The 25,420-nt window shown below is 61.7% G+C and carries 28 protein-coding genes; 16 read left to right on the top strand and 12 right to left on the bottom strand.

Translation table 11 applies throughout. The features are described 5' to 3' along the window. Positions 1-94 precede the first annotated feature (94 nt). The 7 genes from pobA (at position 95) to CLV41_RS00650 (ending at position 6,225) form a co-directional block, all read left to right on the top strand. Positions 95-1,264 carry a 4-hydroxybenzoate 3-monooxygenase gene (gene pobA, locus CLV41_RS00680; RefSeq protein ID WP_103220370.1) on the top strand — a complete coding sequence of 390 codons (1,170 nt, stop codon included), beginning with the start codon at positions 95-97 and terminating at the stop codon, positions 1,262-1,264. Then, on the top strand, positions 1,264-2,064 hold the full coding sequence (gene pcaD / locus CLV41_RS00675; RefSeq protein ID WP_103220369.1) for a 3-oxoadipate enol-lactonase: 801 nt from the start codon (positions 1,264-1,266) through the stop codon (positions 2,062-2,064). Before pobA ends, pcaD begins: the two co-directional genes overlap by 1 nt. Continuing rightward, positions 2,048-2,458: a 4-carboxymuconolactone decarboxylase gene (pcaC, locus tag CLV41_RS00670; RefSeq protein ID WP_103220368.1), complete on the top strand. Its 411-nt coding sequence runs from the start codon at positions 2,048-2,050 to the stop codon at positions 2,456-2,458. The genes pcaD and pcaC overlap by 17 nt, the downstream gene beginning before the upstream one ends. Before the next feature lies 1 nt (position 2,459). Then, positions 2,460-3,185 carry a protocatechuate 3,4-dioxygenase subunit beta gene (gene pcaH / locus CLV41_RS00665; RefSeq protein WP_103220367.1) on the top strand — a complete coding sequence of 242 codons (726 nt, stop codon included), beginning with the start codon at positions 2,460-2,462 and terminating at the stop codon, positions 3,183-3,185. Positions 3,186-3,187: 2 nt separating this feature from the next. Next, a complete protein-coding gene (gene pcaG, locus CLV41_RS00660; protein ID WP_103220366.1) occupies positions 3,188-3,808 on the top strand; it encodes a protocatechuate 3,4-dioxygenase subunit alpha in 621 nt (206 codons plus the stop codon). A gap of 200 nt (positions 3,809-4,008) precedes the next feature. Then, positions 4,009-4,845, top strand: coding sequence for a BKACE family enzyme (locus CLV41_RS00655; protein ID WP_103220365.1), 837 nt, complete (start codon positions 4,009-4,011; stop codon positions 4,843-4,845). 57 nt (positions 4,846-4,902) lie between these two features. Continuing rightward, positions 4,903-6,225: a lyase family protein gene (locus CLV41_RS00650; RefSeq protein ID WP_103220364.1), complete on the top strand. Its 1,323-nt coding sequence runs from the start codon at positions 4,903-4,905 to the stop codon at positions 6,223-6,225. 23 nt (positions 6,226-6,248) lie between these two features. Here CLV41_RS00650 and CLV41_RS00645 read toward each other — a convergent pair whose 3' ends face one another. The 6 genes from CLV41_RS00645 to CLV41_RS00620 all read right to left on the bottom strand — a co-directional run bounded on the left by CLV41_RS00645 (position 6,249) and on the right by CLV41_RS00620 (position 12,323). Beyond that, on the bottom strand, positions 6,249-7,607 hold the full coding sequence (locus CLV41_RS00645; protein WP_103220363.1) for a TRAP transporter large permease: 1,359 nt from the start codon (positions 7,605-7,607) through the stop codon (positions 6,249-6,251). A 7-nt stretch (positions 7,608-7,614) separates the two neighbouring features. Beyond that, complete coding sequence (locus CLV41_RS00640) at positions 7,615-8,124, bottom strand: TRAP transporter small permease (RefSeq protein ID WP_103220362.1); 510 nt, start codon at positions 8,122-8,124, stop codon at positions 7,615-7,617. After that, on the bottom strand, positions 8,124-9,158 hold the full coding sequence (locus tag CLV41_RS00635) for a TRAP transporter substrate-binding protein (RefSeq protein ID WP_103220361.1): 1,035 nt from the start codon (positions 9,156-9,158) through the stop codon (positions 8,124-8,126). Before CLV41_RS00635 ends, CLV41_RS00640 begins: the two co-directional genes overlap by 1 nt. A 241-nt stretch (positions 9,159-9,399) precedes the next feature. After that, a complete protein-coding gene (locus CLV41_RS00630) occupies positions 9,400-10,428 on the bottom strand; it encodes a trans-3-hydroxy-L-proline dehydratase (protein WP_103220360.1) in 1,029 nt (342 codons plus the stop codon). A 9-nt stretch (positions 10,429-10,437) separates the two neighbouring features. Then, on the bottom strand, positions 10,438-11,373 hold the full coding sequence (locus CLV41_RS00625; RefSeq protein WP_103220359.1) for a 4-hydroxyproline epimerase: 936 nt from the start codon (positions 11,371-11,373) through the stop codon (positions 10,438-10,440). Beyond that, positions 11,364-12,323 (bottom strand): dihydrodipicolinate synthase family protein, encoded by a 960-nt coding sequence (locus tag CLV41_RS00620; RefSeq protein ID WP_103220358.1) that lies wholly within the window; start codon positions 12,321-12,323, stop codon positions 11,364-11,366. Before CLV41_RS00620 ends, CLV41_RS00625 begins: the two co-directional genes overlap by 10 nt. A 289-nt stretch (positions 12,324-12,612) precedes the next feature. Here CLV41_RS00620 and CLV41_RS00615 point away from each other — a divergent pair, with 289 nt between their 5' ends. After that, positions 12,613-13,437: a metallophosphoesterase family protein gene (locus tag CLV41_RS00615; protein ID WP_103220357.1), complete on the top strand. Its 825-nt coding sequence runs from the start codon at positions 12,613-12,615 to the stop codon at positions 13,435-13,437. 11 nt (positions 13,438-13,448) lie between these two features. Here the strand turns inward: CLV41_RS00615 and CLV41_RS00610 are convergent, their stop codons facing one another. The 3 genes from CLV41_RS00610 to CLV41_RS00600 form a co-directional block, all read right to left on the bottom strand. Then, the gene (locus CLV41_RS00610; RefSeq protein WP_235867030.1) at positions 13,449-14,249 is read right to left on the bottom strand and encodes a 4'-phosphopantetheinyl transferase family protein; all 801 of its coding nucleotides are present in this window, start codon (positions 14,247-14,249) and stop codon (positions 13,449-13,451) included. Positions 14,250-14,402: 153 nt separating this feature from the next. Further along, a complete protein-coding gene (locus CLV41_RS00605; protein ID WP_103220356.1) occupies positions 14,403-15,494 on the bottom strand; it encodes a YeeE/YedE family protein in 1,092 nt (363 codons plus the stop codon). Between the two features lie 205 nt (positions 15,495-15,699). Next, positions 15,700-16,059 carry a hypothetical protein gene (locus tag CLV41_RS00600; protein WP_103220355.1) on the bottom strand — a complete coding sequence of 120 codons (360 nt, stop codon included), beginning with the start codon at positions 16,057-16,059 and terminating at the stop codon, positions 15,700-15,702. Positions 16,060-16,415: 356 nt separating this feature from the next. Here CLV41_RS00600 and CLV41_RS00595 point away from each other — a divergent pair, with 356 nt between their 5' ends. Next, positions 16,416-17,351, top strand: a complete 936-nt coding sequence (locus tag CLV41_RS00595) for an MBL fold metallo-hydrolase (RefSeq protein WP_103221443.1) — start codon at positions 16,416-16,418, stop codon at positions 17,349-17,351. Between the two features lie 12 nt (positions 17,352-17,363). Here the strand turns inward: CLV41_RS00595 and CLV41_RS00590 are convergent, their stop codons facing one another. The 3 genes from CLV41_RS00590 to CLV41_RS00580 all read right to left on the bottom strand — a co-directional run bounded on the left by CLV41_RS00590 (position 17,364) and on the right by CLV41_RS00580 (position 19,632). Further along, entirely contained in the window at positions 17,364-18,470 is a 1,107-nt protein-coding gene (locus CLV41_RS00590; protein ID WP_103220354.1) for a YeeE/YedE family protein, read from the bottom strand. Between the two features lie 324 nt (positions 18,471-18,794). After that, positions 18,795-19,145 (bottom strand): ArsR/SmtB family transcription factor, encoded by a 351-nt coding sequence (locus CLV41_RS00585; protein WP_103220353.1) that lies wholly within the window; start codon positions 19,143-19,145, stop codon positions 18,795-18,797. Positions 19,146-19,239: 94 nt separating this feature from the next. Next, the gene (locus tag CLV41_RS00580) at positions 19,240-19,632 is read right to left on the bottom strand and encodes a thioredoxin domain-containing protein (protein WP_103220352.1); all 393 of its coding nucleotides are present in this window, start codon (positions 19,630-19,632) and stop codon (positions 19,240-19,242) included. A 93-nt stretch (positions 19,633-19,725) separates the two neighbouring features. Here CLV41_RS00580 and CLV41_RS00575 point away from each other — a divergent pair, with 93 nt between their 5' ends. The 7 genes from CLV41_RS00575 to soxB all read left to right on the top strand — a co-directional run bounded on the left by CLV41_RS00575 (position 19,726) and on the right by soxB (position 25,407). After that, positions 19,726-20,460 carry a cytochrome c biogenesis CcdA family protein gene (locus CLV41_RS00575; RefSeq protein WP_103220351.1) on the top strand — a complete coding sequence of 245 codons (735 nt, stop codon included), beginning with the start codon at positions 19,726-19,728 and terminating at the stop codon, positions 20,458-20,460. Positions 20,461-20,482: 22 nt separating this feature from the next. Further along, positions 20,483-21,076 carry a thioredoxin family protein gene (locus tag CLV41_RS00570; protein WP_103220350.1) on the top strand — a complete coding sequence of 198 codons (594 nt, stop codon included), beginning with the start codon at positions 20,483-20,485 and terminating at the stop codon, positions 21,074-21,076. 165 nt (positions 21,077-21,241) lie between these two features. Beyond that, positions 21,242-21,721, top strand: a complete 480-nt coding sequence (soxX, locus tag CLV41_RS00565; RefSeq protein WP_103220349.1) for a sulfur oxidation c-type cytochrome SoxX — start codon at positions 21,242-21,244, stop codon at positions 21,719-21,721. A gap of 23 nt (positions 21,722-21,744) precedes the next feature. Next, positions 21,745-22,194: a thiosulfate oxidation carrier protein SoxY gene (gene soxY / locus CLV41_RS00560; protein ID WP_068415611.1), complete on the top strand. Its 450-nt coding sequence runs from the start codon at positions 21,745-21,747 to the stop codon at positions 22,192-22,194. A 31-nt stretch (positions 22,195-22,225) separates the two neighbouring features. After that, the gene (gene soxZ / locus CLV41_RS00555; protein WP_103220348.1) at positions 22,226-22,552 is read left to right on the top strand and encodes a thiosulfate oxidation carrier complex protein SoxZ; all 327 of its coding nucleotides are present in this window, start codon (positions 22,226-22,228) and stop codon (positions 22,550-22,552) included. Between the two features lie 86 nt (positions 22,553-22,638). After that, on the top strand, positions 22,639-23,457 hold the full coding sequence (gene soxA / locus CLV41_RS00550) for a sulfur oxidation c-type cytochrome SoxA (RefSeq protein ID WP_235867029.1): 819 nt from the start codon (positions 22,639-22,641) through the stop codon (positions 23,455-23,457). A 255-nt stretch (positions 23,458-23,712) separates the two neighbouring features. After that, positions 23,713-25,407: a thiosulfohydrolase SoxB gene (gene soxB / locus CLV41_RS00545; protein ID WP_103220347.1), complete on the top strand. Its 1,695-nt coding sequence runs from the start codon at positions 23,713-23,715 to the stop codon at positions 25,405-25,407. Positions 25,408-25,420 lie beyond the last annotated feature (13 nt).

Genomic DNA, 25,420 nt, shown 5'->3' with positions numbered 1-25,420 from the left:
ATTAGTTTCCTGTTTTAGAAACAAAATAGCTTCATTTCTCATTTTACTTCTCTTTTTCGGACATTCAATATGGTGAGAATACAGGGAGGAACGCATGCGAACACAGGTCGTCATCGTGGGCGGAGGGCCGTCAGGGCTTTTGCTCGGACAGCTGCTGCACCGCAAGGGCATCGAGACCGTCGTTCTCGAGCGCCAGACGCGCGACTATGTTCTGCGCCGCATCCGGGCGGGTATCCTGGAAACGGGGCTCGTCAACATGATGCGCGAAGCGGGTGTCGCCGACAGGATGGAGAAGGAATGCTTTGTCCATCACGGCACCTGCATTTCCTACGAGAACGAACTGTTCGACATCAATTTCAAGAAGCTTATCGGGCAGAACGTCATCGTCTACGGGCAGACGGAAGTCACCCACGATCTCTATGACGCCCGGGAAGCCACGGACGGCAAGACGATTTTCGAGGTCGAGGGCGTTCAGATCCGCGATGTGGACAGCGACGCGCCCTACGTGACCTTCACGGCGGACGGCAAGGACCAGCGGATCGATTGCGATTTCGTGGCCGGCTGCGACGGCTTCCACGGTGTCAGCCGCCAGACGATTCCCGAAACCGTCCGCAAGGAATACGAGAAGGTCTTTCCCTTCGGCTGGCTGGGCATCCTGTCCGAGACGCCACCTGTCCACGACGAGCTGATCTATGCGAATTCCAGCCGCGGCTTCGCGCTCTGTTCGATGCGCAACGACAATCTCTCGCGCTACTATGTGCAATGCGCCCTGACCGACACGGTCGAGGAATGGAGCGACGAGGCGTTCTGGGACGAGTTGAAGCGCCGTATTCCCGAATCCATCGCCGACGAGCTGGTCACCGGCCCGTCCATCGAGAAGTCGATAGCGCCCCTGCGCTCCTTCGTCAGCGAACCGATGCGCTGGGGCCGCCTGTTCCTGTGCGGCGATGCGGCCCATATCGTGCCGCCGACCGGCGCCAAGGGCCTGAACACCGCCGCGTCTGACGTGCATTATCTCAATGAAGCGCTCGCCCAATATTACCTGGACAAGGACAGCGACGGCATCGATCAGTATTCGGAAAAGGCGCTGACCCGCGTGTGGAAAGCCGAACGCTTCAGCTGGGCGACCACCAATCTGCTGCACCGGTTCCCGGATCAGTCGGAATTCGACCTGAAGATGCAGCGCGCGGAAATCCAGTCCCTCCATTACCACGAAACGGCGCAGAAGTGGTTCGCGCAGAACTATGTCGGGTTACCCTACTGATGAAAATCGCCAGACTTTCTTCCGCTGACATTCACTGGTGCGAAGACGGTGACCCGCAAGGGGTGCCGGTCGTCTTCGCCAATTCGCTCGGGACCGACCTTCGGCTCTGGGACAAGGTGATCGAGCTGATGCCGAAGCAGGGCCTGCGTCTGATCCGCTTCGATAAACGCGGGCACGGCCTGTCGTCCTGCCCGCCGGGCCCCTATTCGATGGAAGACCTGGTTGAGGATACGCGGGAGCTCCTGAAGGTGGCCGGTGTTCACTCCTGCATTTTCGTCGGGCTTTCCATCGGTGGCATGATCGGGCAGCTTCTGGCCAGCCGTCAGCCGTCGCTGGTCCAGGGTCTGGTGCTGTCGAACACGGGCGCGAAGATGGGCGAGGCGGCCATGTGGCAGGAGCGCATCTCGAGTATCCGCGCCGGCGGGATCGATGCCCTTGCGGACGCCATTCTCGAGCGCTGGTTTTCCGGAAAATTCCGGCAGAGCGACGAATGCCTGGCCTGGCGGCACATGCTGACCCGTACACCGGTCGAGGGATATATCGGTTGCTGCGAGGCGATCGCCGGGACCGACCTGACCGCCTCCACGTCGAAGCTCGACCTGTCCGTCATCGGCATCGGCGGTGCCGACGATCTCGCGAGCCCGCCGGAGCTTGTGCGGAACACGGCGGCTCTGGTTGCCGGCAGCCGGTATGTTGAAATTGCCGCCGCGGGCCATTTGCCCTGCGTCGAGCAGCCGCATCAATTTGCCGGCCATCTCATGACATTCTTCAAGGAGGACCTCCATGTCACAAAGGTATGAAAGCGGCATGGACGTCAGGCGCGCGGTTCTGGGAGACGACCACGTCGAGCGTGCGGAAGCTGCCAAGACGGCGTTTGACGAACCATTTCAGACGCTGATCACCGAAGGCGCCTGGGGGACCGTGTGGGCCTCGGACGGCATCAGTGACCGGGAACGCTCCATGCTGACCCTTGCACTGCTCGCCGCGCTCGGGAATTTCGAGGAGATTCCCATGCATATCCGGGCCACCGCCCGCACCGGCGCCAGCAAACAGGACGTGCTCGAGGCCTTTCAGCACGTCGCCATCTACGCAGGCGTTCCGCGCGCCAATCAGGCGCTCAAGCTTGCCAAGGAAACCTATGCGGAGATGGAAGAGAACGGCTATCGGGCAGACCGGCCCAACGGGAGGACGTAACATGAAAGCAGGCCCCTTATACCAGCGCGACCGGGAGTGGCATCCACCGGCACTGACCCCGGACTACAAGACCAGCGTGTCGCGGTCGCCGCAATATTCAATGATCAGTCTTGAATCGAGCGTCAGCGAGATCACCGGACCGGTCTTCGGGCACAACGATATCGACCCGCTCGACAAGGACCTTTTGAGCAACTACGCCAAGTCCGGCGAAAGCCCCATCGGCGAGCGGATCATCCTGCACGGCCGTGTTCTGGACGAAAACGCAAAGCCGGTCCCCAACACGCTGGTGGAAATCTGGCAGGCGAATGCGGGTGGCCGGTACCGGCACAAGAAGGACACTTATCTTGCGCCGATCGATCCCAATTTCGGCGGCTGCGGCCGGACGTTGAGCGACGAGAACGGATACTATCATTTCCGAACAGTGAAGCCCGGTGCCTATCCCTGGCGCAACTGGGTGAACAACTGGCGTCCCGCCCATATCCACATGTCAATCTTCGGCACAGCCTTCGCGCAAAGGCTGATCACCCAGTGCTATTTCGAAGGCGACCCGCTGATCGACAAATGCCCGATCGTCAAGTCGATCCCCGATCCGCAGGCCATAGAGCAACTCATCGCCCGGCTGGATCTGAATGCAACGATCCCGCTGGACACGATCGCCTACAAGTTCGACATCGTCGTGCGCGGTCGCAGGTCCACCCTGTTCGAGAACCGTCCGGAGGGCAACTGATCATGCGCCAGGAACTGAATTACCTGAAAGAGACCCCGTCCCAGACTGCCGGTCCCTATGTGCATATCGGCCTGGCACCGGGAGCCGCCGGGTTCGACATCTACCAGCAGGAACTCGGCTGGGATATCGCCGGCCCGAATGCCAAAGGTGAGCGTATCCGCGTCGAGGGCTGCGTCATCGACGGCATGGGCTCGCCGATCAAGGATGTGCTCCTGGAAGCCTGGCAGGCGAACGCGAACGGGATCTACGCCCATCCGGAACATGAAGGCGAGGTCGAGGAGGGGTTCCGCGGCTGGGGCCGCGTGATTACCGATTTCGATACCGGCGAGTGGGGCTTCGACACCGTCAAACCCGGACCGGTGAAGACGCCGGACGGCAAGGTCATGGCCCCGCATATCAGCCTGTGGATCGTGGCGCGCGGCATCAATGTCGGCCTGCAGACCCGGCTCTATTTCGAGGATGAAACGGAAGCCAACGCGGCGGACGCGGTGCTCAACCTGGTCGAATGGGAGCGCCGGCGCCAGACCCTGATCGCCCGCAAGAGCGAGCGCGACGGCAAACCGGTCTACCGCTTCGACATCAAGCTGCAGGGACAGGACGAAACCGTCTTTTTCGATATCTGACGAAAGCGGACGGAACGCCACCACTGCCTCAATCCGGGGAAGAGCGTAGCGATGTCTGGAAGGATAGGCGACTGCCCTGAAGTCAGGCGCTCATCCTTCCAGACCTTGCGGTCCTCCTCAGGATGAGGGAATAAGTGGGCGAGGAACAATCGATTGCCGGCTTCGGGTCCCCATGCTGATCCGACAAACAAGAGAATGACATGACAAAACCCTGCATCATCTGCGTCGCGATCACCGGATCCCTGCCGAAAAAGGAAAACAATCCGGCCGTGCCGATTACCGTTTCCGAGCAGGTGGAAAGCTCGCAGGAAGCCTTTGAGGCCGGGGCTTCCATCGTCCACGCGCACGTGCGCAACGACGACGAGAGCCCGTCATCCGATCCGGAAAAATTCGCACGCCTGAAAGAGGGCCTGGAAAAACATTGTCCCGGCATGATTATCCAGTTCTCCACCGGAGGGCGGTCCGGCGCGGGCCAGGCACGCGGCGGCATGCTGCCGCTGCAGCCGGACATGGCCTCGCTTTCCGTCGGGTCGAACAACTTTCCAACAAGGGTCTACGAGAACCCGCCGGACCTGGTCGACTGGCTCGCCGGCGAAATGCGCGCCAATCACGTGAAGCCCGAGATCGAGGCCTTCGACCTCAGCCACATTCACCAGGCGGCCACCATGAACAAGGACGGACGTATTCCCGGCAAGCTCTATGTGCAGTTCGTGATGGGTGTGAAGAACGCCATGCCGGTCGACCGGGACGTGTTCGATTACTACATCAAGACCGTCGAGCGCCTGGCTCCGGATGCCCAGTGGTGCGCGGCCGGTATCGGACGGCATCAGCTGACGGTCAACGAGTGGAGCATCGCCTCGGGCGGGCATACGCGGACCGGCCTGGAAGACAATGTCCGTTTCGACAAGGATACGCTGGCGCCGTCCAATGCCGCTCTGGTGAAACGGGCGACGGATCTTTGCGCGAAATACGAGCGGCCCGTCGCCACATGGCAGCAGGCGCGCGAGATTCTCGAGCTTCCTCTCAAGGCCGCTTGACCCGCGTCTTTTCCTGGCTCTCAATGCAGGGCGACATTCCAGGTCACGGACCCATAAATGCCTGTTTCCCTGTTTTCCAGCACGATCTATTCCGGCCTGTTTGCCGACGAGGAAATTCTGGAGATTCTCGGCGAGCGAAGTGATGTGGCCCATATGGTGCGCTTCGAGCGTGCGCTCGCGAAGGTTCAGGGCAAGCTGGGGATCATTCCCCGGGACGCCGCGCTGGCGATCGAAGACAGGCTGAAGGATGCCGATGTCGATCCCGCTTCTCTGAAGAGCGGCACCCGATCGGCCGGTGTTCCCGTTCCCGCCCTCGTTGCCGTTCTCAGAAAGGTCGCCGGCGAAGAGGCCGGGCAATGGCTCCACTGGGGCGCCACCAGCCAGGATGTCATGGATACGGCGGCAGTGCTGCAGAGCAGGGCGTGCCTGGGAAGCCTGCAGTCCCGCCTCGCCCGGCTGATCGACACGCTCGAAACCCAAAGCCACCGGACCGCGGACCGGTTGATGGCGGGCCGCACGCGCAGCCAGATCGCCACGCCGATCACACTCGGCTACCGGATTGCCCAATGGGCGCATCCTCTCATCGATGCCGAAAACGCGCTGCCCGGTCTGAAGTCCTCCGTCCTGCGGGTGCAGTTCGGCGGCGCGTCCGGCATCAACAGCGCTATTGCGCCGGACGGATCGGCCGTCAGCGCGGCACTGGCGGCGGAACTCGGACTTGAGGACAGCCCCTCCTGGCATGTCAACCGGACGCCGGTCCTGTTGCTGGCCGGATGGCTGCAGCAGGTTTGCGCCGGGCTCGCCAAGATGGCTGGCGATCTTGTACTGCTGGGGCGAAGCGAGATTGCCGAAGTTACGAGCGGCACGGGCGGAGGGTCGTCAACGATGCCGCAAAAGGCCAATCCGGTTCAGGCGGAAACCATTCTGGCGCTCAACCGGATCGCCATCGCCGCGCAGGCCGGACTGTCCGCCGCCGCCGACCCCGCGGAGGAACGCGACGGAGCCAGGTGGCCGCTTGAATGGATGTTTCTGCCGCAAATGCTGCTGGCCACCGGAACGGCCCTGCGCCACGCCCAGGATCTGGCCGAAAGCCTGAAACCGAATGACGACACTCTGGATGCTTCCCTTGAAACCAATCCGGAGATCATGGCGGAGGCAGCGAGTTTTCTGCTTGCCGGGAACGGTGTGCCCCGGGCGCGGGCGAAAGAGCTGGTGGCCGCCGCGGCAAGCGGCAGCGCCCCGTTCGCGGAGGCCCTGGCAAAGAGCAGCCCGGCCGGGATCGACTGGCGCGAAGCCCTCGATCCCCGCGAAGCGATCGCACCGGCGCGGGAAATGTCGGAGCGGATTTTCGCCAGGCGGCAGAAGTCAAACGGGTCCTGAAATCCCGGTTTCCTGTCAGAGCTTCAGCCGCTCAGTACCCGTGGCAGCCAGAGCGTGATTGCCGGAAAGCTCACCAGCAGCACCACACGGATGATCTCCGCTCCGAAAAACGGCATCACCCCCTTGAAGGTCTCGATCATCGGCGTGTCGCGGGCGAGTGACGAGATCACGAAGACATTCATGCCGACGGGCGGCGTGATCAGGCCGAGCTCGACCACAATCAGCGCCAGAACCCCGAACCAGATCTTCAGGTCCTCGGTGCTCATGCCGAAGCCCGCGCCGTCCGCTCCCTGATAAATGCCGCCGTTGATGTCCACCAGCACCGGCCAGAAGAACGGGATCACCAGCAGGATCATGGACAAGCTGTCCATCAGGCAGCCAAGCAGGATCAGAGCGATCAGAAGCACAATGAGCACAGTCATCGGCTCCAGTCCGGAACCGCCGATCCAGGCGGCCGTTTCCTGCGGCAGGCCGACACGGGACATGAAGATCTTCAGGAGTTCGGCCCCCAGGATGATCAGATAGATCATCCCGGATGTGGATGCGGTTTCCTTGAGCGCGGAAACGAAGTCCGGCCAGACGAGCTTGCGCTGCAGAAGTCCGAACAGCAACACCAGGAACACACCGACGGCGGCGGCGGGCGTGGGGTTGAAGAAGCCCAGATAGATCCCGCCGATCACCAGTCCGAAGATGATCAGGACCGGGATCATGCCCATTGTGGCCGCGATGAACTCGTGCCGGTCCGCGACACCGCCCTTGGGGCCGGATTCCGGCTTGATCGCCACATAGATGGCGATCGTCAGCAGAAACAGGATGACCGCCAGCAGGCCGGGCAGAAACGCCGCCATGAACATGGTGACGATGTTCGCTTCCACGATGATGGCATAGATGATGAGAACCACCGACGGCGGGATCAGAATGCCCAGAACGCCGCCGGCGGCCAGCGTTCCCGTCGCCAGCGCCCCTGAATAATTGTAGCGCCGCAATTCAGGCAGGGCCACCTTGCCCATCGTCGAGGCCGTCGCCAGGGACGAGCCGCATACCGCGCCGAAGCCGGCGCAGCCCGCGATCGCCGCCATGGCCGTGCCGCCGCGCAGCCAGCCGAGCCAGGCATTCGCCCCCCGGAACAACGCCTGACTCAACCCGGTCTTGGACGCTATGGCGCCCATCAGCACGAACATCGGCACGACGGAAAGGTCGTAGATGGAGAACTGGCCATAGGCCAGGGTCTTCAACTGGCTGAGGACCAGTGTCGGACCGTTCAGCATCATGGTGCCGCCGCCGCCGACCAGTATCATCGCATAGGCAATCGGCATCCGGATCGCGATGAGCACGATCAGAACCGCCAGCCCGCCCAACCCCAGGAGAAGCGCGTCCGCCATATTATTATTATCCTTTCGACAGCACTTTCAGATCGCGGATCAGGGTAACGAAGGCCGCAAGTGCGAGCAGGGCAAGGGAGATCAGGATCGGAACGAACGCCATCCAGTGCGGGATCTGGAGAATGGTCGTCGTGTAGTCATAGTTTTTCTGGTCCAGCATGCCGAAATACATGCGCCAGATCAGCAACCCGGCGAATACGAGCGCGACTATCGATGCGAGCATCGTGAAGAAGGCGATGGTCCGCCTGGAGGCCCCGGAGGTGAAAATGTCGGCCGAGACATTCGCCCCGACAAGCTGGCAATAGGGCAGAAATGAAAACACCGCCACCCCGACGCCAATCTCCGTCAGTTCGAAATCGCCCGGGACTGGAACGCCGAACACCGAGCCGACAATGGAGAAGGTGTTGGTCAGCACGACCACAAGCAGAAGCCCTCCGCCCAGAAGCGCCCAGACCGTGATTATGCGGGAAGCAGCCCCGGTGAACCCGGAGCTGCTGTCTTGAGGATCGGTTATCATCAGTTGGAAGCGTGGCTCGCGGCCGCGGCCTTGGCTTTTTCAACGAGCGCGGCGCCGTCGATGCCCTTGGAGGAAACTTCCTCGACCCACCGGTCGGTAACCGGCGCCAGGGCCTTGCGGAAAGCCTCGGTTTCTTCTTCCGTCAGCGTGACATGGGTGTTGCCGGATTTGACGGCGAGACCGATGCCGAAATCGTCGGCGCCTGCCCAGATTTCACCGACCTTCTGGATCCATTCATCGCCGGAGGCATCCCGGAAGGCTTTCTGAATGTCTTCCGGCAGGGCGTCCCAGCGTTCCTTGTTCATGGAAACCTGGAACACAGTGGTTCCGAAGCGTTCCTTGTCGACGCCTTCGATCTGGAACTCGGTCTGTTCCTGGATCTTCAGCGGCGGAATGATCTCCCACGGGATGAACGCTCCGTCGATGACGCCTTTCTGCAGCGCGGGCGGCAGTTCGGGAACCGGCATGCCGACGGGAATTGCGCCAAGAGCTTCGATCACCCAGGCGCCGGTCCGGGTCGGGATGCGGATCTTCTTGCCGGCGAGATCCGCCGGTGAATGCACTTCGGTGTCGCGCATATGGATCGCCTGTCCCGCATGAACATGCAGGAACATCACTTCGACGCCCTGGTAGTCGTCCTTCAGATCGCTTTCGTAGAGATCCTTCAAAGCCTTGTTCGTGGCGGCCGGGTCATTGGTATGGATGCCGGGCAGCTCGAACACTTCGGAGCGCGGAAAAAGACCCGGCGTGTAGCCGTTGACGGTCCAGACCAGATCCACCACGCCGTCGCGCACCTGGCTGATCAACTCCGGGGGGCGTCCGCCGAGCGTCATGGCGGGATAGATCTCGATGGCGACCTTGCCGCCGGAGTTTTCCTCCACCTGCTTGGCCCAGGGCAGCAGCATCTGCGAATGGGCCGGTGCTTTTTCACCAAGGAAATGGTGAAGCTTGAATTCGTATTCCGCCGCCGAGGCGGCACTCGCGCCAGCGGCAAGCATGGCGGCTGCGAGAACCGCGTTCCTGATCTTTTTCATATTTCCTCCTCCGAGCGAATTTTCTGTCGAGCGTGGCGATTTGATTTCAGGTCTGCCCATATGCTTTCAGTCTCGGCCAACCGCCCCGAAAAGCACCTGCTCCGGCTTTTCCCGCACACGCCTCGAAGCTCATCTTCACTAACAAAATTTGCAATGTAAATTGAGATAACAACCGGTATAGTTTCCATTATTGGAAAGTAAGGTTATTTATTCGTGACATGTCCGACACCGCCGCCGCGTGTCAGCGCGTGCCCCATGTGTCGCTTAACCTGTAGCCGGACGGCCACGGATCGTCCGGGTCGAGCATGTGCTGATGCACGCCGGTTATCCAGGCGCGGCCGCTGATTTGCGGGATAATTCCCTTTTGACCGCCAACGGTCTGTTCGCCAAGAATGCGGCCGGTGAAGACCGAGCCGATGATGGAGACCGCTTCGAATGTATCGCCGGGTTTCATTGTCCCTTTCGCCGCCAGAAGCGCCATGCGGGCAGAGACCGCGGTTCCGGTGGGTGAGCGGTCCACCTTGCCGGGCCGGATCGCTACGGCGGAGCGTCCCGTCAGCCCTTGCGCGGTTGCCGAGAGCGGACCGCAAAAGGCGCAGAATGAGATGTGGTCCCAGTCCGGCAGGTCCGGATGCGAAAAACCGATCTGCTCGTTCGCGGCGCGGGTGATCCGGACCCCGAGACGGGCGATATCGGCGGCTTCATCCTCGGTGATCGCGAAGCCGAGCGCCTTCGCGTCGACGACAACAAAGCTGTCACCGCCATAGGCCGTATCGACCCTCAGCGTGCCGACACCCTCCACTTCGAGCGGTACATCCAGCTTTCCGGCGAAACTGGCGACATTCCGCACGTAGATGCGTTCGGCCTTGCCGTTCCGGCATTCGGCGCGCACGCGCACCAGGCCGCCGGGCGCTTCCAGCACAAGCTCCGTCACCGGTTCGCGCATCGCGATGATACCGCTGTCGAGCAGCACCGTGGAGACGCAGATGGCATTCGAACCGGACATCGGCGGCGTGTCTTCCGGTTCCATGATGATGAAGGCGGCATCGGCTTCGGGATGTTTGGGCGGCACCAGCAGGTTGACATGGCGGAAGACACCGCCGCGCGGCTCGTTCAAGACGAAATCCCGCAATGTCCGGTCGCGGGCAATGAAGCTGCGTTGCTCCCACAGGGTGTCCCCCGGCGGCGGCGCCACTCCGCCGACGATCACGTCACCCACTTCGCCCTCGGCGTGGCAGGAAATCACGTGGATGGTCTTGCTGCTGCGCATGCTTCTGCCTCAAGCCACTTGAATGCCTGTCCGGTAGGGGTCGGCGGGATCGAACAGAAGTTGAGCCTCGGAGGTCACGAACGCCCGCCCGGTGATGGTGGGAATGACGCCGCCGGTCTGACCGGGCCGGTAGCTCAGCCGGTAGGTGCTGCCGATCACGCTTTCCTGGATCCAGTCCTCGCCCGGCGCCAGCAGGCCATCGGCGGCAAGACAGGCCAGTTTCGCCGACGAGCCGGTGCCGCAGGGGGAGCGGTCATAGGATCCACCCGGACACAGGACAAAGTTCCGGCTGTCGCGGGCCGGGTCCTGCGGTGGACCGAAGAGTTCGACATGATCGATCCAGGCGCTCCCGGAGCCGGTGATCCCGTCCCGTTCCAGGGCGGCCCTGATGCGCAGGGTCAGGTCGGTCAGAGACCGGATATTCTCCGCCTTCAGGGCGAACGGGCTGTCCTTGACCAGAAAGAACCAGTTGCCGCCCCAGGCGACGTCTCCTGTCACCGGGCCATGGCCCTCCACCGCGACCGTGACATCCTTGTGCAGCCGGTGGCTTTCTATATTCACCACCGACACCGTGTTCGCGTCGAGAAGTTCGGCTTCCACGACGCCGACGGGTGTTTCGAACCTGTGACGTCCCGGCTGAAGCCTGCCCATATGCGCCAGCGTCACGGCCAGGCCGATGGTGGCGTGCCCGCACATGCCAAGGTTCCGCAGGGTGTTGAAATAGATCACCCCGGCAGCGCAATCCTCGCGGGAGGGTGGCACGAGCAGCGCCCCGATCATCGCCTCGTGGCCGCGCGGTTCCTGCACGACGGACGCGCGGAACTCCGCATGTCTCTCCTCGAACCGCGCCGCTTTTTCGGCCAGCGAACCCGATCCGAGATCCGGGCCACCCGTAACGATGACGCGGGTGGGCTCGCCTTCCGTGTGACTGTCGATCACATGCATTCGGCGATCACTCCGCCTTCGCGGATCCAGTCCGCGTACCATGTCCTGAACAGATCGTGCTGCGCTTTCGCATAATTGCGCTGCGCATCGGTCAACTCGTCTGTCTCGTTGAAGTGCAGACGATATTCGTCATCGCCGTTCAGCACCATCAGGTACTTGTAATAAAGCACCAGATCCGGGCCTTCGTCGAAACTCGACAGAACGGCGAGTGCTTCTTCCAGTTCTTGCGCCCGCCGTCGGGCCTCCGTATGGCCTTCGGCCGCCTTCCCGCAAAGCGCAACCAGATGAAGGACTTGCCGCGGCAGGGCGTTACCGATGCCGGTGATCGCACCGGTCGCGCCGCAATTGACGAAGCCGTGAAAGACCGCCGTGTCGACGCCGACCATCAGCGTTACGTCATCGTCCCTGGAGGTGATGTTCTCCGCCGCGTAGCGCAGATCGTCCGGACCGCCGAATTCCTTGAAGCCGACAAGGTTGGAGAATTTTGCGCGTAGTTCGAAGAAGAGGTCGGCGCGGGTGGCGAACCCGTAATAGGGGCTGTTGTAGATCACCGCCGGAAGCGCGGGCGCAGCGGACAGGACCGCGCCGAAATGCTGTCTTTGGGCACTGACGGAGCTGCCGCGCGACAAGACCCGTGGAATGACCATGAGGCCCCTGGCGCCGACCCTTGCGGCATGGGCCGCGTGCGCGGCGGCGGCTTTCGTGTTCTGCGCGCCCGTGCCGACGACCACCGGAACTCCGGCCTTCACCAGCCGTTCCACACCCTCCATGCGCTGCGCGTCGCTCAGCAGCGGCCAGTCGCCCATGGAGCCGCAATAGACCACGGCGGACATGCCGAGGCCGATCAGCTCCTGTCCCTTCCTCACCAGAGCATCGAAATCCGGCGTCCGGTCGGCTCTGCAGGGCGTCATCAGGGCAGGCATGCAGCCGGTAAAGACAGTCGCGGACATTGGTTACTCCTTGAAAATCCGGGTCCCGATGCGTAGCCCTGCGGCGATTTCCGGGACCGGGAATTCTAACGCCTTACGGCACCGGAGAACGTTAGTCCATTTTATCAATTCATTGGAATACCCGTCCGTACGGGACGGTGCCGCATGCAGATTTTTCCGGGTTGCCTGTCCTGAGGCCAGTCTGTTTGTTCGCAGCCTCTTCGCCTCAGGAAAAACATACCTATATTGGCACGTTCCCGGACAGCCCCCTGGTGCCAGTCCGCCAAGGTCAAGGAAGTCGCAGCCAGAAATGTCAAAACTGAAAGCCATCAGCGACCTTCACCTTGCCAGTCCCGCCAATCGCGAGGCGCTGCATGACCTGCCGGTCTTCGAAAACGACTGGCTGATCGTCGCGGGCGATGTCGCTGAGCGGTTCGATCATATCCGGCTGGCTTTCGAGACACTTGCCGGAAAATTCGCGAAGGTTTTCTGGGTGCCGGGAAACCACGACCTGTGGTCCATCCCGGAGCCGGGTGGCGGCCCTGCCCTGACCGGAGAGACGCGCTACCGCGCGCTTGTCGACTGCGCCCGCGACTACGGCATCGTCACGCCGGAGGATCCGTTCCAGACCTGGGGCGGGCCCGGCGGGCCGCATGTCATCGCGCCGCTGTTTCTGCTTTACGACTACAGTTTCCGGCCCGAGCACATCGAGCGCGATGAGGTGATCGGCTGGGCCCGCGAGCAGGGCGCCGTTTGCGCGGATGAACTCTATCTGAGCCCCGCCCCCTGGGTCAGCCGCGACGACTGGTGCTCAAGGCGCTGCGAGGAAGCGGAACGGCGGCTTGGGGATATTCCCGCCGGTGCCGCGACGATCCTGGTCAATCACTATCCGTTGCGCAGCGACCTGATCCATATTCCACGGGCGCCCCGCTTCACGCCCTGGTGCGGCACCCGGCGGACAGAGGACTGGCACCGGCGCTTCAACGCAAAAGTGGTGATTTCCGGACACCTGCACACGCGCCGCACGGACTGGCGCGACGGCTCCCGCTTCGAGGAGGTCTCCCTGGGCTACCCGCGCCAGTGGGACCAGAGCAAGGGCATGGCTTTCTATCTGCGGGATATCCTGCCGGAATAGGGCATGTCTCTTCAGCCTCCCTGAGCGAGTAGATAGTCCAGCGGCGCGGCCATGCAGTCGATGGTCAGCCGGGAATGCTCCGGGTGGCGGACAGCGAGCGCCATCAGGTGCTCCGGGCCGGGCGCATAGCGTTCGAAACGCCATTTCGCCGGATCGTCGGCAAGTCTGTCCTCGAAGTCTATCCGCAAGGTGTCCAGATCAAAGGAGAACGCGTCCAGCGGTTGCGACAGGCCCTTGCCGATCGCCTTCACGTAGGCTTCCTTCAACGTCCAGAACGAGAGGAACGTCTCGAGTTTGCGGGCTTGCGGCGCGGCGGCAAGCGTCCTGCATTCCCGTGCCGCGAAGACGCGTTTCGCCAGTTTGTCCGTCTCCGCGTTGCGCTGCAGCCATTCCACATCGATGCCGATATCGTGGTCAACCGTCAGCGCGACGGCGGCCAGACCGCGCGTATGGGAGATGTTCACCCTCATCCGGGGTCCGTCCGGCGGGCTGATCAGTTCCGGCTTGCCGTGATCGCCGACGGAAAACCGCCAGCTTTGCGGGCGGCCGCCCAGGCAGTAGCTGAGAAGTCCGCGGCAGGCGGCATGGGCGGCGATATAGACCTGCCTGTCGCGGTCAAAGTGAAACCGTTCCGAGCGGGTGCGTTCCTCTTCGCTGACGACCGCTTCCAGGGTTTGCCAGTCGCTGTCGGCGATCCGATCGAGGAAGATCCACCACAGGGCCACGCGGTCCGGCGTCATCATCGTTCCGCCGTCCGTGACCGGTCCGTGCAACAGGAACCTGTCTGTTGGCGGCTTTTCCTCCGGTTTCATTCGCTTGCCTTCACCTTCCTCGTCTCTCGCCAAGGTTTACCGCTTATCGGGCCAGGGCTGTACCCACAAATTATCCATGGAGGCGCGTTGGGGAAAAGGCCGGGTGGCAGCCGGCAAGAAGGGGGCATCCGCAAAGAGTGGAAATCCGGCGGATCAGTTGGGATTGCCGATCTCGCCGGCGAGCCGGGGCCGGAAGATGCCCTGCCCCTCCATCAGCCTGTCCGTCACGGCGGCGGACAGCCAGATCCCGGAAAGGGTGATCCAGGCGGTCAGCGCGAAAATCGAGGCACCGGTGATGCCTGCCCCGACGGCGCAGCCGCCCGCCAGCATGCCGCCGAACCCCATGAGCGTGGCTCCGGTGAGATAGCGGGCCATCGACTTTCCGCCCTCAAAGCCCTGCAGCGCCAGTTCGCGCGTCAGGAAAGCAGCCAGGAACGAACCCAGGAAAACCCCGGGAACGAGACCGATATCGAAATCGAGAAGGTTGCCCGGCGGAGACAGGACAAGCATCAACGTATCTGCGGACGGACCGGTAAAGGTGACGCCTTCCACCTGGACCGGATCGAATGCCTGCCGTGCCATGGTCGAAGTGAACCACCAGGCTAGCGGTATCGCCAGTCCGGCGCCGCACGCCGCGACAAGCTGCCAAGCCGACTTGCGGGCTTTCCAGGCAAAGACCAGTCCGGCGAAAAACCAGAGGAATGCGAAGGCAAGTGTGACGCCCTGTGTCAGCCCGAGCTGGGCGGTCAGATCGTTGCCGCCGATATCGACCGTCGTCCAGAGCCCGGCAAACCATTCTCTGACAGGCTTGAGTATGCCGCGCAGGCTGGCCTGCGCGACGACGGCGAAGACCAGTCCGGACAGAAGCGCGCGAAGATTTCCGGTGGCGGACAGGACGAGCAGGCGGCTGGCGCAGCCGCGCGCCAGAACCATGCCGGTGCCGAACATCAGCCCGCCCAGCAGGGCACCCGACAGACTTTGGGGCGAAGCGAGCTGGCGGGCCTCGCTCGCCTGCACTTCACCGAAGTGCATCAGGACCTGGGTGGCGATGAGAGCGGAGGAAAAGGCGAGCAGCCAGACCGGCAGGCGGTCGGAGGGCCTACCGCGGGAAAACTCCAGTGCGGCCGCCCGGAGGCAAAACCGGCTTTGCTGCGCGAACGCGCCGAAGGCCACGCCGACAATGAGACCGCCAAGCGCCAGAAGCCACGCTTCCGGGATCCGGTCCAGAAGATACGTCAAATCCATCGAAGTCTCCCGGGCGCATCTCCGAGCCTGTGCTACATCGGTCCGATCTGGACCTTTCGGCCGCAACGCGCCTTGACCTGACTCAAGGATATATAGAAAAATTCAAAAATATGAATATTTGCGTATGTCTTCAAACCGCGGTGCTTACAGAAGAAAGGCCGCGCGAGTTGCGCGGCCCTTTCTTTCCGGTATCCGTCACCGACGGTTACCGGTGCGGGAAACCTGCCTTGGCGGTTCCATTCCAGTCGCCCTGAAACTGCAGCACCGGAAGTGCGCGTGCATCGGAGCTGCTCTTTATTCTGGCATTGGCGATGTGCTGCTGATGGGCTGTCAGGCGCTCCTCACCATTGTAGCTGCCTTCGACCGGCAGGATCAGCAAACGGTTGCCGGCGGCATCCTGGAGGGCTTTTTCATTGAAATTCCTCTGCTGACGCGGGGAAAGAGGCTTGTCGCCGGTCAGGTCTCCGATCAGGTCGTTCGGGTCTGCATAAGCGTTGCCGATCGCGACCGCAGACATCATGGCCGTGGCCAGCAGCGAAAACAGGGTTTTCCGGTTCGCACGCATTTCCAATCTCCTTCAGGTGTGTGGGGACAGGGACCTTGGTCCCAGGCGGCGGAAGCCCGCTGTCCGGCCGGAGCCGGGCTGCGTGTTCCCCGCACCCTTTCAGATTGGTCTTCACGCCGATCACTACAAATAACATCCAGTTAATCGGCCTGTCATTGCGGCGCTTTCACTTCACGAACTACTCACCTTTACCTGAATTTGTACTTGTTTTTGCTTCTTTTCAGCGCTTTCCGACAACCCTTCCCTCAACTGTCAGCACCGCGGCCAACGGCCCCTTCCGGCGGTTCGTGTTTGACTATTGACCCTCCGCCGGGACATATAGATAAATTCAAAAGTTTGAATATGTGGAGGAAACGATGCCCGGTTTAAAGCGCGTTGAATTGTCGAGGCGGGAGATTCTGCTAAGCGGCATTGCCCTGGCGGCGACAGGGATCGGAGGTCAGGGTCGGGCTTTTGCCGAGGCAAACCTGACCGTCGGCGATCACGAGATCACGGTCTTTTCCGACGGGCATCTTGCCCTGCCGATGGGGTTCGTCCTGCCCGAGCAGAGTGCGGAGGAAATTTCGGCCCTGCTTACGCCCCACGGCATGGCGACCAACATGCTGACACCGGATTGCAACATCACGCTGCTGCGCAGCGGTGACCGGCTCGTGCTGTTCGATGTCGGCTCCGGACAGAATTTCCAGCCCAGCGCCGGCGAACTGTTGTCCAAACTGGAAGACGCCGGCATCGATCCGTCGGACATCACCGATGTGATCCTGACCCATGCGCATCCGGATCACCTGTGGGGCATTCTCGACGAGTTCGACGATCCGCTTTATCCGCAGGCCAATATCCACGTGCCGCAGGGGGAATGGGATTTCTGGCGCGCGGACGATACGCTGGCGAACATGCCGGACGAACGGAAGAGCTTCGTTGTGGGAGCCCAGTCCCGGCTTGAAGCCATCGAAGACCAGGTGAGCATGATCACGCCGGGAGACGAGGTGCTGCCGGGTGTCGAGGCGGTTGGCACGCACGGGCACACGCCCGGGCACATGTCCTACATGATCCATGGCGGTTCGCAGAGCATCTTCGTGGTCGGCGACGCCATTTCAAACGCCGTGATATCCTTCGAGAAACCGGAATGGGCGTCCGGCACGGACCAGGACCGGGATCAGGGGATCGCCACGCGCAAAATGCTGCTGGACCGGCTCGCCCTCGATCAGTCGAGGATCATCGGCTTCCATTTTCCGCATCCGGGCGAGGGCCAAGTGGAAAAAGCCACGCAGGGCTACCGGTTCGTCACGGGCTGAGGATTGATGAATCTATTCGGCGGGCGACCGGCGGGTGTCGTCGCCGTTGCGCCGGAAAAGGGCGAGGATCGAGCCCTCGAACAGCCAGGCAAGGCCGAGCCTTGCGCCAAAGGCCATGGACAGCATGACCACCGGGGCGGAAACGGCCAGGGAGGAAAAGCCGGTAATCCCCTGCCCCACCGTGCAGCCCATGGCCATGACACCGCCGATACCCATCAGGGTGCCGCCCAGAATGTGGCGTCCGAGCTCTCTTGCATCGTCGCAGGCTTCCCAGCGGATATCGCGCTTCCACAAGGCCGCGAACATCGCACCTAAAAAAGTTCCGACGATCAGGCCGATCCCGTAGTCCGGCCAGGTTCCGGTATAGGTGATGAGTTGCATGATGGTGTCGCCCACCGGGACCACGAAAGAGCCGGCTTCGATCTGGATCGGGTCGAAGGAGCGGGCGGCGGTGAATGTGGTCGCCCACCATCCGAATGCGATCACCGCGCCGATGACGACTGCCGATGCGATCCTGGTGAACTGGCGCCGGTAGGACACGGACCTGAATATCCATGCCAGACCGGCAAGAGCCATCACCGCAGCGACAGCCTCCTGCAGGCGTAGCCCCGTAAGTGCGGACAGGATATCGCCGATGGACTGGCTTCCGGCCCAGTCGAACGAATACGCGAGGTCATCCACCACCGGAACGCGCAGGACCGCCAGGATGCCGCGCTGCGCGGCGAGCGCCGACAGCCCGATCACCGTCAGAACCACCAGTGCCCTGAGACTTCCGCCGCCCAGGCGCAGAACCGCGCCGAAGCCGCAGGTTCCCACAAGCGCCATGCCGATCCCGAACATGACGCCGCCGGCGATGGCACCGGTCCAGGCAAATTCGGAGGAGAGGTAAAAGGATGCTGCCGGATCGGCCAGACCGAAGGCGGCGAGCAATTGCGTGCCGATAAGGGCGCAAACGGCAGCCAGCACCCAGGTGCGCAGGCCGCTGCTGTCACCGGCGTACCAGTGGCGCTCAAGCGCCGACAGGGTGCAGAAATGGGTCGAGCGCGCGGCGAAACCCAGGACGCACCCGGCGAGTACGCCAAGTATCGGTGTCAGTACAATCGGGTCCAGCATATACATGTGCCTGTTACCATCATTGCCCTGCTCCAAGACCGATCAACTTTCGGGCAGCCGATCAGCTCCGATCGGCCGTCCATCGATCTTGCGGGCACCCTCCCATATCAGCCTGCGTTCATTGTCCGCGGCACCGCCGTTTCTTGTGAACGGTCGCTTGAATTCAATCCTTCCTGCATACAGGACTGTGCAGGAATACAGTTTGATCCAGCGCATTCTGACTGCTTTCAACTTAAGACAGTCAGATCCCGCCGATTTACCGGAACGTATCAGGCAGCGTTGAGCGCAGCAATCAACGAGGATGCCACATTGCGCCAGCGGCATCCGGAGTCAGCTCTCGATGGAGCGGACGTCCTTGCAGAACAGGTCATAAAGGCTTGAGATAATCCCGCTGACCTCGTCATCCACCAGGCTGTAGTAGATCATGCGTCCGTCGCGCCGGGACTCCACGAGACCTTCAAGGCGCAACCTTGCCAGCTGCTGGGAGACCGCAGCCTGCGGCATTGTCAGGATTTCCTCAAGCTCGGAAACCGATTTTTCGCCTTCCGACAGCAAACACAGGATCACCAGGCGCACTTCATGGGACAGCGCTTTCAGGAGGTCGCTGGCCTTTCGCGCCTGCGTCATGAGCAGATCGAGGTCTGCCGCAGCCATGTCCTTGTTGAAGACCGGTAGGTTCATGAAAGCTGGAAGTCCCTGTCCAATATTATCAGCACTTGGTAAAAGCCCTTATTACCCGGATAAATGCCCGGTGTCACCGGCGCGATCAACATTGTCAGTTGATCTTTTCAGGAAGCTTTTCCAGCATGCCGGCGAGCAGCGGCCAGAAAAAATGTTCTCCGGGATACCCGCGCAAGCGGTCGATTTCGACCCCGTTCTCGATCAGCACGAAAGTGGGCGTCAGCCGTTCCCGGGAGATACCGGAGAGGTCCTCCGGCCAGCTGTCCGTGATGTCGACCCGGCGCAGGGGTGCGCGCCGGCCTTCCTCCGTCCTGGGATAGGCAATGCCGATTTCCTCGTTCCAGCGCTTGCACCAGACACACCCCGGCTGTTCCATCATGATCAGTTCCGCAGCGCCTGATGGCGATGCCCAGACCAGACCGCTGAACAGGACGAGGCCGCTGAACAAGGTTCCGGCAAGCGCTCCAAATCGCGGTACAATCGACATAATGAACTCTCCCGCATTTCTTTGATTGCAATATATATGAATTTTTGAATACTTTAAAGCAAAACAGGTTTCGGTTTCACCGGGAGGACAGGAATGCTCGATGTTTCGCTAGGGGCGGCCTTTCTCGCAGGGCTGCTCTCCTTTATCTCGCCCTGCATTCTGCCGATCGTGCCACCCTACCTGTGCTATCTGGCCGGGGTGAGCGTCGATGAGCTGAAGGGGGAAGCCGCGACAGCCCAGACCGGGCGGCGGGTGATCTTCGCGGCGGTGGCTTTCGTGCTGGGGTTCTCGGCGGTGTTCGTGGCCCTCGGGGCGACCGCGAGCGTCATCGGCCAGTCGATCGCCCGCTACTACGACATCCTTTCCTATGTGGCCGGCGGCATCATCATCGTCATGGGTCTGCATTTTCTCGGCGTCTTCCGGATCGGGCTGCTGTTCCGTGAAGCGCGCATCCAGGTGGAGCGCAAACCGGCCGGACTGATCGGCGCCTTCGTCATGGGACTTGCCTTCGCCTTCGGCTGGACGCCCTGTGTCGGGCCGGTTCTGGCCGCCATCCTGTTTGTCGCCGGCTCTTCCGGTTCGACATGGCAGGGCGCGGGTCTTCTGGCGGTTTATGCCCTTGGCATCGGTCTGCCCTTCATACTGGCAGCCGCCTTTGCCAGCCGGTTTTTGAAATTCGCCGGCCGGTTCCGAAAACACATGGGCACGGTGGAAAAGGTGATGGGCGGCCTTCTGGTCGTGACCGGTATCCTGTTCATCACCGGCCAGATGTCGGCAATCGCCTTCTGGCTTCTTGAAACATTTCCGGTTTTCTCGCAAATCGGCTGAGCGCACCTGGGAGGATAGGAACATGCACATCTGGAAATATCTGGTCCTGGCAATCGAGTTGACGGTGGCACTGGGCACAACGGCCCTCGCCGCCACCATGGGAGAGGACGGCCTGCACAAGCAGCCCTGGTTCACGGTAACCTTCCGCGACATCGCCGAGGACATCGAGACCGCTTCCGACGAAGGCAAACGGCTGGCGATCATCTTCGAGCAGCGCGGCTGCATCTATTGCCGCCAGATGCACGAGAAGATCCTCTCCGACCCGGAAGTCACCGACTACATCAAAGAGAACTTCATGGTCGTCCAGTACAACATGTTCGGCGACGAGGAGGTGATCGACCTGGACGGCGAGGAGCTGACGGAAAAGACCGCGGCGCGCAAATGGGGATATGTGTTCACCCCGACAATCGTCTTCCTTCCGGAGACCGTTCCGGGGGAAGGGACGGTCCAGGAAACCGCCGTCGCGACCATGCCGGGCGCCTTCGGAAAGTGGACTTTCCTGAATATGTTCCGCTGGGTCCGGGAAAAGGGCTATGAGGGCGATGAACATTTTCAAAAGTATCATGCCCGTATAATCAATGAGTTACGCGAGAAAGGCCGTCTAGACGCGGAGTAAGGCCGGGTCCGCGGAAAAAGCTTGATCCGGCTCAGTAAAAAGGCCTATTGCATAACATATGCAAAAAATCATATCTTTTAATGTGAGGAGAACGGGCGGACCGGCAACCGGGCCCGCCCAAGAAACGGAAACAGCCGTTTCGCACTGAGGAGGAAAGCCGACATCATGAGGACAGGCGCGACACTAACGAGCTTGCCGGCACTACTCGCCGGTCTGGCCGTCATGGCCGCATCGGTGGCAACCGCCGGGACAGTGGCTCCGGACAGCGTTCCGATCGTGGATATGGAGCTGACGCAGACGCTGACGGACGCAAAAGGGAACCCGGCAGCCGGGCGCGAGGCATTCGCGGACCGCAAGAAGGGCAATTGTCTGGCCTGCCACGCCAACACGGACCTGAAGGAACAGCTCTTTCACGGAGAAGTCGGACCGGTGCTTGACGGGGTCGCCGACCGCTGGAGCGCGGATCAGCTGCGCGCCATCGTCGTGAACAGCAAGGACGTCTTCGGCGAACAGACCATCATGCCAGGCTTCTACACGCTGAAAGTCGGCGTGAATGTTGCCGAGGAAAACGCCGGTCAGACCATTCTGACCGCTCAGGAGGTAGAGGACGTAGTCGCCTACCTCATGACACTCAAGGACAACTGATCTCGAGACTCAGGGAGCAAGAGATGACTTTTACTCGACGCCAAGTCTTCGGCCTGACGGCAGGCGCTGCCGCCTTCGTGGCCGTTGCCCCGCGGATTTCATTCGCGGCGACAGATGATACCGAAGCCGCCATCAAGGCCTTTACCGGCGGTGCAGAGCCGGCGACGGGGACCGTAACCCTCGATACGCCGGAAATCGCCGAGAACGGCAACACCGTGCCGGTCGGCGTTTCGGTTGAAAGCCCGATGACGGCAGACAACTACGTGGAATCCGTCCTGATCCTGGCGGAAGGCAACCCCAGTCCGGCGGTTGCGACCTTCCACTTCACCGCAATGAGCGGTGCCGCGGAAGCCAAAACGCGAATCCGGCTGGCCAAGACCCAGAACGTGATTGCCGTGGCCAAGATGAATGATGGTTCCACCTTCATCGACCGCAAGGAAGTCAAGGTCACCATCGGCGGCTGCGGCGGCTGAGCGAGAAGATCAGGACACAGAGGAACACATCATGGCAAATCCGAAACCCCGCGTGAAAGTGCCGAAGAAGGCATCCAAGGGCGAAGTCATCACCATCAAGACGCTTATCAGCCATCCGATGGAATCCGGTCAACGCAAGGACAAGGAGGGCAACCTCGTCCCGCGGCAGATCATCAACACGTTCAAGTGCGAATTCGACGGCCAGCTCGTCTTTGAATGCGACATGGACCCGGCCGTTTCGGCGAACCCCTACATGGAGTTCAACGCAAAGGTCGAAAACAGCGGAACCTTCAAGTTCACCTGGGTGGATGACGATGGCAGCATCTACGAATCAGAGAACAAGATCACGGTCGAATAGACCGTGACATTTGAAGGCCGGGACAATCGGGAGGAGACGATTTGGCCAGATCCTATAGACTTTCTTTAGCGGCAGGTGTCGCATTCGTGTTGGGCGCACAGTGCGCGGCGATTGCCGGCGGACCGTCGGATGACAAACTCGTCATCGACGGCGAGATGGAAATCATGACCCGCGTGGCTCCGCCGGAAGGCCACCCGCTCGACGAAGTGATTTCCGGGTGGCACTACCGCACCGAGGAAACGCGGGCCCTTGAAGCCGACAGCTTCCAGAACCCGGGCATGCTCTACGTGGAACGCGGCGAGGAAATCTGGAACACCGTTGAAGGTGACGCCGGCAAGTCCTGCGCTTCCTGCCACGAAGACGGCGAGGAGTTCCTGAAGGGCATCGGCGCCAACTATCCGAAATGGAATGCCGACGCGGGCAAACCTTTCAACATCGAACTTCAGATCAACCAGTGCCGCGAAGAAAACATGCAGGCCAAGCCCTACAAGTTCGATGCGGCAGACCAGAAGGCCCTGACAACCTTCATCAAGCACAAGTCGATTGGCATGCCGGTGGAGGTCGATCTGACCGAAGGCGACATGAAGGCCTGGTGGGACAAGGGCGAAGAGCTCTACTACACAAGGACCGGTCAGTTGAACCTGTCCTGCGCGACCTGCCATGAGGACTACAACGGCAACTATATCCGTGCCGACCACCTCAGCCAGGGCAATGTAAACGGCTTCCCGACCTACCGGCTGAAGCAAAGCGCCATGGTCTCGCTGCACAACCGTTTCCGCGGCTGCATCCGGGACACACGCGGTGCGTTTCCGGCCGCCTTTTCGGACGATCTCATGGCGCTTGAAGTCTATGTGACCTGGCGCGGCTCGGGTCTTGGGGTTGAAACACCGGCTGTTCGTCAATAGGCGTCCTCCCCGACATCCGGCGCGGCCACCGCGCCGGATGTCCCTGCCGGCCTGCGTGTGCGCGGGAAGGCTGAGAAACAGACTGAAATTCAAGGTGCCGGAGCGTCGTTACCGAGGTCCATCGGACGCAGGATGCTCTGAAGCCGGAAAGCACAACTCATCCGAAGATGCATGGTGCGCGGGTCCGCGTGTGCCAGCGGAGAAGTCATGCATGGGGCCAGCCAAGGTCTGGCCCGCCGATTTTGGAGGCAAGGAATGTTCTCAAGACGCGAGTTCCTGATGGCGGCAACGGCGACGAGCGCGCTGCTCGGGTCAGGGATGGCGGGTTCGTGGTCCCGGCTCATGGCGCAGCAGGCGCTTTCCGAGGATCTGCTCCTGCAGATGGAGCCCAAGGGTAAACTGACCCTGGTCCACATCACCGACATTCACGCCCAGCTCAAGCCGATCTATTTCCGCGAGCCGTCCATCAACCTCGGCATCGGGGACGTCGCCGGAAAACCGCCGCATGTGACCGGCGCGGATTTCCTGAAGCTCTACGATATCGAACCGGGCTCCCCGGACGCCTATGCGCTGACCTCCGAGGACTACGTGTCGCTTGCCAGGACCTATGGCAAGATGGGCGGCATGGACCGGGTCGCGACGGTGATCAAGCGGATCCGCGCCGAGCGCGGCGCCGACAACGTTCTTCTTCTCGATGGCGGCGACACCTGGCAGGGCAGCTACACGTCCAATGAGACGCTCGGCCAGGACATGATCACGGTGATGAACTCCCTTGAGCCGGACGCCATGACCGGTCACTGGGAGTTCACCTACGGCACGGACCGCGTGCAGGAAGTGATCGATGAGCTGCCCTTTTCCTTCCTCGGTTCCAATATCTACGACAGTGAATGGGACGAACCGGCCTTCGAGGCCTGGAAGATGTTTGAACGGGGCGGCGCCAAGGTTGCCGTGATCGGTCAGGCGTTTCCCTATACGCCGATCGCCAATCCGCGCTGGATGATCCCCGGCTGGTCCTTCGGCATCCGCGAAGAGGACATCGCCAAGCATGTCGCGGAAGCACAGGACGAAGGCGCGGACCTGATCGTGCTGCTTTCGCACAATGGCTTCGACGTGGACCGCAAGCTGGCCTCCCGCGTCGACGGCATCGACGTCATCCTGACGGGGCACACCCACGACGCCCTGCCCGAACCGGTGATCGTCAACGACACGCTGGTGATCGCCTCCGGCTCCAACGGCAAGTTCGTCTCGCGGCTGGATCTGGACATAAAGGACGGCAAGCTTGCCGGCTATGCCTATCGTCTCATCCCGATCTTCTCCGACATCATCACCCCGGACGCCGACATGTCGGCGCTGATCGACGAGGTCCGGGCGCCCTATGAAAAGGATCTCGCCCGCGTGCTCGGCAAGACCGAAAGCCTTCTCTACCGGCGCGGCAACTTCAACGGCACGTTCGACGACCTGATCTGCCAGGCGCTTCTGGAAGAACGGGACGCGCAGATCGCGCTGTCTCCGGGATTCCGCTGGGGCACGACGGTGATCCCGGGCCAGGACATCACCTTCGAGGACCTGCACAACGCCTGCGCCATGACCTATCCGGCGGCCTATCGCTCCGCCATGAACGGTCAGATGCTGAAGGACATTCTGGAGGATGTCGGCGACAACCTCTTCAACAAGGACCCCTATTACCAGCAGGGCGGCGACATGGTCCGCGTCGGCGGCATGGGCTACACGATCGATCCGAACAAGGAGATCGGCGAGCGCATTTCCAACATGACCCTGCTTGCCACCGGCGAAGCGATCGACCCGGCCAAGGACTATGTCGTGGCCGGCTGGGCGTCTGTGAACGAAGGCACCGAAGGTCCGCCGATCTGGGACGTCGTCGAAAACCACATCACCAAAAACCCCGTCGTGAAGCTGCCGGACAATCAGTCCGTCACGCTTGCCGGCTGACCAAATTCCCAAA

Origin of the sequence: Roseibium marinum, assembly GCF_002906165.1 — a bacterium.
Lineage (GTDB): Bacteria > Pseudomonadota > Alphaproteobacteria > Rhizobiales > Stappiaceae > Roseibium > Roseibium marinum.
This window is presented reverse-complemented; position numbering and strand designations above follow the sequence as displayed.

Coding starts and splice junctions, on each gene's coding strand:
- pcaH (WP_103220367.1), top strand. CDS start 2,460: ATGAAAGCAGGCCCCTTATACCAGCGCGACCGGGAGTGGCATCCACCG.
- soxB (WP_103220347.1), top strand. CDS start 23,713: ATGTTCTCAAGACGCGAGTTCCTGATGGCGGCAACGGCGACGAGCGCG.
- CLV41_RS00595 (WP_103221443.1), top strand. CDS start 16,416: ATGCCCGGTTTAAAGCGCGTTGAATTGTCGAGGCGGGAGATTCTGCTA.
- CLV41_RS00580 (WP_103220352.1), bottom strand. CDS start 19,632: ATGTCGATTGTACCGCGATTTGGAGCGCTTGCCGGAACCTTGTTCAGC.
- CLV41_RS00605 (WP_103220356.1), bottom strand. CDS start 15,494: ATGGATTTGACGTATCTTCTGGACCGGATCCCGGAAGCGTGGCTTCTG.
- soxX (WP_103220349.1), top strand. CDS start 21,242: ATGAGGACAGGCGCGACACTAACGAGCTTGCCGGCACTACTCGCCGGT.
- CLV41_RS00620 (WP_103220358.1), bottom strand. CDS start 12,323: ATGTCCGCGACTGTCTTTACCGGCTGCATGCCTGCCCTGATGACGCCC.
- CLV41_RS00610 (WP_235867030.1), bottom strand. CDS start 14,249: ATGAAACCGGAGGAAAAGCCGCCAACAGACAGGTTCCTGTTGCACGGA.
- soxZ (WP_103220348.1), top strand. CDS start 22,226: ATGGCAAATCCGAAACCCCGCGTGAAAGTGCCGAAGAAGGCATCCAAG.
- CLV41_RS00625 (WP_103220359.1), bottom strand. CDS start 11,373: ATGCATGTGATCGACAGTCACACGGAAGGCGAGCCCACCCGCGTCATC.
- CLV41_RS00635 (WP_103220361.1), bottom strand. CDS start 9,158: ATGAAAAAGATCAGGAACGCGGTTCTCGCAGCCGCCATGCTTGCCGCT.
- CLV41_RS00640 (WP_103220362.1), bottom strand. CDS start 8,124: ATGATAACCGATCCTCAAGACAGCAGCTCCGGGTTCACCGGGGCTGCT.
- CLV41_RS00615 (WP_103220357.1), top strand. CDS start 12,613: ATGTCAAAACTGAAAGCCATCAGCGACCTTCACCTTGCCAGTCCCGCC.
- CLV41_RS00655 (WP_103220365.1), top strand. CDS start 4,009: ATGACAAAACCCTGCATCATCTGCGTCGCGATCACCGGATCCCTGCCG.
- CLV41_RS00645 (WP_103220363.1), bottom strand. CDS start 7,607: ATGGCGGACGCGCTTCTCCTGGGGTTGGGCGGGCTGGCGGTTCTGATC.
- CLV41_RS00585 (WP_103220353.1), bottom strand. CDS start 19,145: ATGAACCTACCGGTCTTCAACAAGGACATGGCTGCGGCAGACCTCGAT.
- soxY (WP_068415611.1), top strand. CDS start 21,745: ATGACTTTTACTCGACGCCAAGTCTTCGGCCTGACGGCAGGCGCTGCC.
- pobA (WP_103220370.1), top strand. CDS start 95: ATGCGAACACAGGTCGTCATCGTGGGCGGAGGGCCGTCAGGGCTTTTG.
- CLV41_RS00630 (WP_103220360.1), bottom strand. CDS start 10,428: ATGCGCAGCAGCAAGACCATCCACGTGATTTCCTGCCACGCCGAGGGC.
- CLV41_RS00600 (WP_103220355.1), bottom strand. CDS start 16,059: ATGCGTGCGAACCGGAAAACCCTGTTTTCGCTGCTGGCCACGGCCATG.
- pcaD (WP_103220369.1), top strand. CDS start 1,264: ATGAAAATCGCCAGACTTTCTTCCGCTGACATTCACTGGTGCGAAGAC.
- pcaC (WP_103220368.1), top strand. CDS start 2,048: ATGTCACAAAGGTATGAAAGCGGCATGGACGTCAGGCGCGCGGTTCTG.
- pcaG (WP_103220366.1), top strand. CDS start 3,188: ATGCGCCAGGAACTGAATTACCTGAAAGAGACCCCGTCCCAGACTGCC.
- CLV41_RS00570 (WP_103220350.1), top strand. CDS start 20,483: ATGCACATCTGGAAATATCTGGTCCTGGCAATCGAGTTGACGGTGGCA.
- CLV41_RS00575 (WP_103220351.1), top strand. CDS start 19,726: ATGCTCGATGTTTCGCTAGGGGCGGCCTTTCTCGCAGGGCTGCTCTCC.
- CLV41_RS00590 (WP_103220354.1), bottom strand. CDS start 18,470: ATGTATATGCTGGACCCGATTGTACTGACACCGATACTTGGCGTACTC.
- CLV41_RS00650 (WP_103220364.1), top strand. CDS start 4,903: ATGCCTGTTTCCCTGTTTTCCAGCACGATCTATTCCGGCCTGTTTGCC.